Source organism: Rhodococcus sp. GQ147 (genome assembly GCF_059759155.1).
In genome coordinates this window covers 1-4,914 of record NZ_JCAXDU010000044.1, presented here as the reverse complement: position 1 = coordinate 4,914, position 4,914 = coordinate 1, and the positions used below count along the sequence as shown (strand labels likewise).

Sequence of the window (4,914 nt, the reverse complement as noted above, 5' to 3'; positions counted from 1 at the left end):
AGTCTGTGGGGGTATCGATGTAGCGCAGACGAGAACCGTCCGAAGCCGCCCCGATGGCACGGCAGCGGCGCCAGGACTGCTCGATCTCCGGCCGCACTCGTGGCGAAGCACTGTCATACCTGTCGGAGTCGTACCTGTCGGAACTGCGATCGTCTACGTGCATGCGAAGCCGCTCGGTCACGTCGTCACCACCTCCAACACCTCACGATCAGTACGAACATTATGTAATAGAGGTCACATGAGCCATGGGTGTCCCAGAACGCTACACCGCAGACTTCTGAGCCCACATCCGGCGTATGCGCACCTTGTCCAATTTGCCCACTGACGTCTTGGGGACCTCGTCTACCCGCACGAACGTGTCGGGGTGCCAGAACTTCGGCAGGGTGACCGCCAAGTGGGCCCGAAGCTGATCATCGGAGACCTCCGCCGTTGTCCGAACCCACGCCACGGGGCGCTCTTGCCAGGTTTCGTGCGGCACCGCGATGACAGCGGCTTCCACCACCGCCGGATGCAGGAGCAGCTGGTTCTCGACCTCGACGGAAGAGATCCATTCTCCTCCGCTCTTGATGAGGTCTTTGACCCGGTCGCGGATCTCCAGCCGGCCGTCCGGGTGGATCACCGCGACGTCGCCGCTGCGCAGCCAGCCGGCGTCGAACGCCTCGGCGGCGCGGTCGTCGTCGAGGTACGTCCCGGTCACCCACGGCGAACGAACCTCCAGCTCGCCGGTGGTGAAGCCATTCCACGGCAGTTCCCGACCCTCTTCGTCGACGACACGCACCTGGAACAACGGCAAGGGTCTGCCTTGGCAATCGGCCGAGTTGCTGAAAGTTCCCATAGGGGAGGTTTCGGTCATCCCCCACCCGTTGACGGTCGCCACTCCCCGCTCCGCCCACCACCTCACCAGCACTGGTGGCAGCACCTGCCCGCCCAACCACATGGTCTGCACACTTCCGAGGTCGTAACGCTCGGGATCGGCATCGAACTGTGCACGCATGAGCGCCGCCACGGCCGGGGCGCCGACGAAGACATCGGGTGTCTGATCTGTGATGATGCGCAGCAACTCCGCGGGCGAGGGGTGCGGCCCGGGGAGGACGAGACGTGCGCCCTGCAGCACCCCCGCGTACGGAACACCCCAACTGTGTACGTGGGACATCTGCGTGGCAAGGAGGTACGAGTGCCGACCGTCGATCGCGACGCCCCCGGAAGCACTGATCGCCATCGCGTGCAGCACCGTACTTCGATGGCTGTACACGACCCCCTTGGGCAGCCCGGTGGTACCCGAGGTGAAACAAATCGACGATGCGGTCGTCTCGTCGAACTCCGGGAATTCCTCGATCGGCACGGCATCGAGCAACAATCCGTCGAACGACCACCAGGTCACCTCTGCAGGTACCGAACACTCGGCCTGCTCGAGATCACCGATGACCACCACATGCCGGATCCGCGGGAGGCGCGGGAGAATCTCGAAGAGAACGGACAACAGATCAGCGTCGATCAGCACAACCTCGTCCTCGGCCTTGTCCATTGTGTAGGCGATGTGCTCGGGTGACATCCGATGGTTGACCGTGTGCAGCACTGCCCCGCACGCAGGAACTGCGTAGTAGGCGACAAGATGCTCGAAGGTGTTCCAGGCCAACGTGGCAACCCTGGTTCCGAACCCGATGCCCAAGTTCTCGAAGGAGCCAGCAAACCGGCGTGCGGTCGCGCCGAGATCACGGTAGGTGAACTCTCGGTCTCCGCGGGTTGCGTCGCACGAGACGCCGACCCGGTCGGCGAAGACGTTCTCAGCACGCCACAGCAGCGAGCTGATCAGCAGTGGACGATCCATCATCGTGGTGAGCATGGCGCATTCCTCCGGATCAGGTGAGCGAGGGTACGACCAGCCTGCACACCAACCCTGGCACCGAACCGTCCGAATTTGCGACAGCGCCCGATGAACTCGTCCGCACTGTTGCGTTGTGGGACACCTCGACCGCCGTGAGGATCCCGAGACTGGAGCCACCTCACCCGCATAGGCGCCCGGCCGACACCGGCCGAGCCCAGCGGGCAACGAGCGCCGGAAGAAAGGTACTCCCATGACAAGTCGTCCAATGACGGAAGTCGCAACAGGATTCACCTACACCGAGGGACCTCGGTGGCACGAGGGCCGACTGTGGTTCGTGGATTTCTACACCCACTCGGTCAATGCCGTGAACGCCGACGGATCCATCGAACAGGTCTGCACCGTCGAACACCAGCCGTCCGGACTCGGATGGCTTCCCGACGGGCGCATGCTCGTCGTCTCGATGAAAGACCGCAAAGTCCTGCGCCGCGAACCCGACGGCTCACTCGTCGAGCACGCCGACATCTCCGAACACTGCCACGGTCACGCCAACGACATGGTGGTCGCCGCGAACGGGCAGGCATACGTCGGCGAGTTCGGATTCGATCTCATGGGAGGAGCCGACCACGAGCACGGCGTTGTCGTCCTCGTCGACACCGACGGCACTTCCCGAGTCGCAGCCGAAGGATTGTCCTTCCCGAACGGCATGTGCATCTCCCCGGACGGAAGAACGCTGTACGTCAACGAACTGTTCGGCAACCGCGTCTCCCGATTCGATATCGAACCGGACGGCACACTCGGCCCCCGTCAGGACTTCGCCTCGTTCGGCGATCTCGGCGACGAGCCGAGCGTGGAGAAGCGGCTTGCAGCGTGCACGATTGCACCTGATGGTCAGGCCCTCGACGCTGAAGGTGCCATCTGGATTGCCGACTGCGTCAACCAACGTGCCGTACGCCTGGCCGAAGGCGGAACCATCCTGGACGAGGTGAGTACGGCTCCGCTGGGAGTGTTCGCGGTCGCGCTCGGTGGCGATGACGGTCGCACACTATTTCTCTCGGTCGCACCGGATTTCGACGAAGCCAAGCGCAGCGCTGCGCGTGAAGCCAAGGTCCTCTCGACGAGAGTCGACGTTCCGCACGCAGGGAGGCCGTGATCGTGCTGCGCACACGTTTCACCGACACTTTCGGGATCGAGCACCCGGTGGTGTGCGGTGGCATGACCGGGGTCGGCACCGCGGAGCTGATCTCCGCGGTGGCCAATGCCGGGGGTTTGGGTTTTCTCACCGCGCTGACGCAACCCACCCCCGAAGCTCTCGTCGCTGAGATCGCCCGGTGCCGGGAAATGACCGATAAGCCGTTCGGTGTCAATCTCACCCTGCTGCCCACCGTCACTCCCGTGCCGTACGACGACTACCGGGCCGCGATCATCGACAGCGGTATCACCATCGTGGAAACCGCCGGCAGCAACCCCCAAGAACATGTGGCGGCGTTCAAAGCCGCCGGGATCAAGGTCATCCACAAAGCGGTAGCGGTCCGGCACGCGATCAAAGCACAGTCCATGGGTGTCGACGCCGTCAGTATCGACGGGTTCGAGTGCGCCGGCCATCCCGGCAACGAGGACATCCCCGGCCTGATCCTCATCCCCGCCGCAGCGCGCGTGCTCGACATCCCGATCATCGCCAGTGGCGGATTCGCCACCGGCGACGGATTGGCCGCAGCACTGGCCCTCGGCGCATCCGCAATCAACATGGGCACCCGGTTCGTGGCCAGCGACGAAGCTCCCGTGCATCCGAACGTCAAGGCCCAGATCGTTGCCAACGACGAACGCCAGACCATCCTCGTGTTCCGAGAGTTCCGTAATACCGCACGTGTGGCCCGCAACTCCATCTCCGAGACGATCGCAGCCCTCTCCGCCCGCCCTGACGCCACGTTCTCCGACGTCGCACACCTCGCCTCCGGGGTACGCGGCCGAACGGAAGTGCTGGAGAAGGGGAACATGGAAGACGGCATGTGGTGGGCAGGTCAATCCCAAGGTCTCATCGATGCCGTGCTTCCCTGCAAGACGATCATCTCGGACATCGTGAGCGATGCCGAAGCCGCCATCCGCAGGATTGCCGCCGACCTCGCCTGACAGGCAGACGGGAGAAGTCATGGAATACACCACCCTTCGCCACGAAGTCGAGGACGGCATCCTCACCGTGGTCCTCAACCGCCCCGACCGTCTCAATGCGTTCACCGTCGAGATGGCCGACGAACTCGAGCACACCTTCGTGTCGGTGAACGACGACGACACGGTCCGGGCCGTGATCGTCACCGGAGCAGGGCGCGCTTTCTGCGCCGGCATGGACCTGTCGAGTGAAGGGAATGTGTTCGGGCTCGACGAGTCGAAACGCCCCACTCTTGCCGACATGAAGAATCTCGACGACCCCGAATTGCGCCGGATCCGCGACACAGGCGGCCGCGTCACCCTCGCAATCCATGCCTGCCGTAAACCGGTGATCGCCGCAATCAACGGCGCGGCCGTCGGAATCGGTGCAACCATGACGCTGGCGATGGACGCGCGCCTGATGTCGACCCGAGCGCGGTTCGGCCTGGTGTTCGGCAAACTCGGAATAGTGCCCGAAGCGTGCTCGACATGGTTCCTTCCTCGGCTCGTCGGCATGCCCACTGCGCTGAATCTGGTCTATAGGGCAGAGATCCTCAACGCCGAGGTCGCATACATCGACGGGTTGGCGCAGGCGCTCCATGAACCCGAGATGTTGCTCAGCGAAGCGCGCGCGTTGGCGAATGCCTGGACCCGCGACCGCTCACCGGTCTCGGTGGCCCTGATGCGCCAGATGCTGCTGCGAAACGCGGCCGCTGCTCACCCCGCAGATGCCCACCGCGTCGATTCGCTGGCCATGTTCTACACCAGCATCGGCGACGGCGCCGAGGGAGTGCAGGCATTCCGCGACAAACGCCCACCCGAGTTCCACGACAAGGCCTCAGCCATGCCGCCATTCTACGAAGAGTGGATCGAGACAACGACGCCGTGAACACCTACTGCATCCCCGCTCCAATCAACCGAACAAAGAAAGTCTCATGAAGCCCACT

The 4,914-nt window shown here is 63.8% G+C and carries 4 protein-coding genes; 3 read left to right on the top strand and 1 reads right to left on the bottom strand.

Going from position 1 to position 4,914, the window contains the following annotated elements; translation table 11 throughout:
- Positions 1 to 262: 262 nt before the first annotated feature.
- On the bottom strand, positions 263 to 1,843 hold the full coding sequence (locus tag AC6CID_RS24870; protein ID WP_006554680.1) for a long-chain-fatty-acid--CoA ligase: 1,581 nt from the start codon (positions 1,841 to 1,843) through the stop codon (positions 263 to 265).
- Between the two features lie 232 nt (positions 1,844 to 2,075).
- Between AC6CID_RS24870 and AC6CID_RS24865 the strand changes: the two genes are divergently transcribed.
- From AC6CID_RS24865 to AC6CID_RS24855, 3 genes are read left to right on the top strand one after another with little or no spacing between them, the layout of a single operon-like run.
- Positions 2,076 to 2,975 carry an SMP-30/gluconolactonase/LRE family protein gene (locus AC6CID_RS24865; RefSeq protein ID WP_039583700.1) on the top strand — a complete coding sequence of 300 codons (900 nt, stop codon included), beginning with the start codon at positions 2,076 to 2,078 and terminating at the stop codon, positions 2,973 to 2,975.
- A 2-nt stretch (positions 2,976 to 2,977) separates the two neighbouring features.
- Entirely contained in the window at positions 2,978 to 3,952 is a 975-nt protein-coding gene (locus tag AC6CID_RS24860; protein WP_170318582.1) for an NAD(P)H-dependent flavin oxidoreductase, read from the top strand.
- A gap of 19 nt (positions 3,953 to 3,971) precedes the next feature.
- The gene (locus AC6CID_RS24855; RefSeq protein ID WP_039583701.1) at positions 3,972 to 4,856 is read left to right on the top strand and encodes a crotonase/enoyl-CoA hydratase family protein; all 885 of its coding nucleotides are present in this window, start codon (positions 3,972 to 3,974) and stop codon (positions 4,854 to 4,856) included.
- Positions 4,857 to 4,914 lie beyond the last annotated feature (58 nt).

What these genes read in the sequence shown, in the direction of transcription:
- AC6CID_RS24870 (WP_006554680.1), bottom strand. Translation starts at nt 1,843, where the DNA reads ATGCTCACCACGATGATGGATCGTCCACTGCTGATCAGCTCGCTGCTG.
- AC6CID_RS24865 (WP_039583700.1), top strand. Translation starts at nt 2,076, where the DNA reads ATGACAAGTCGTCCAATGACGGAAGTCGCAACAGGATTCACCTACACC.
- AC6CID_RS24855 (WP_039583701.1), top strand. Translation starts at nt 3,972, where the DNA reads ATGGAATACACCACCCTTCGCCACGAAGTCGAGGACGGCATCCTCACC.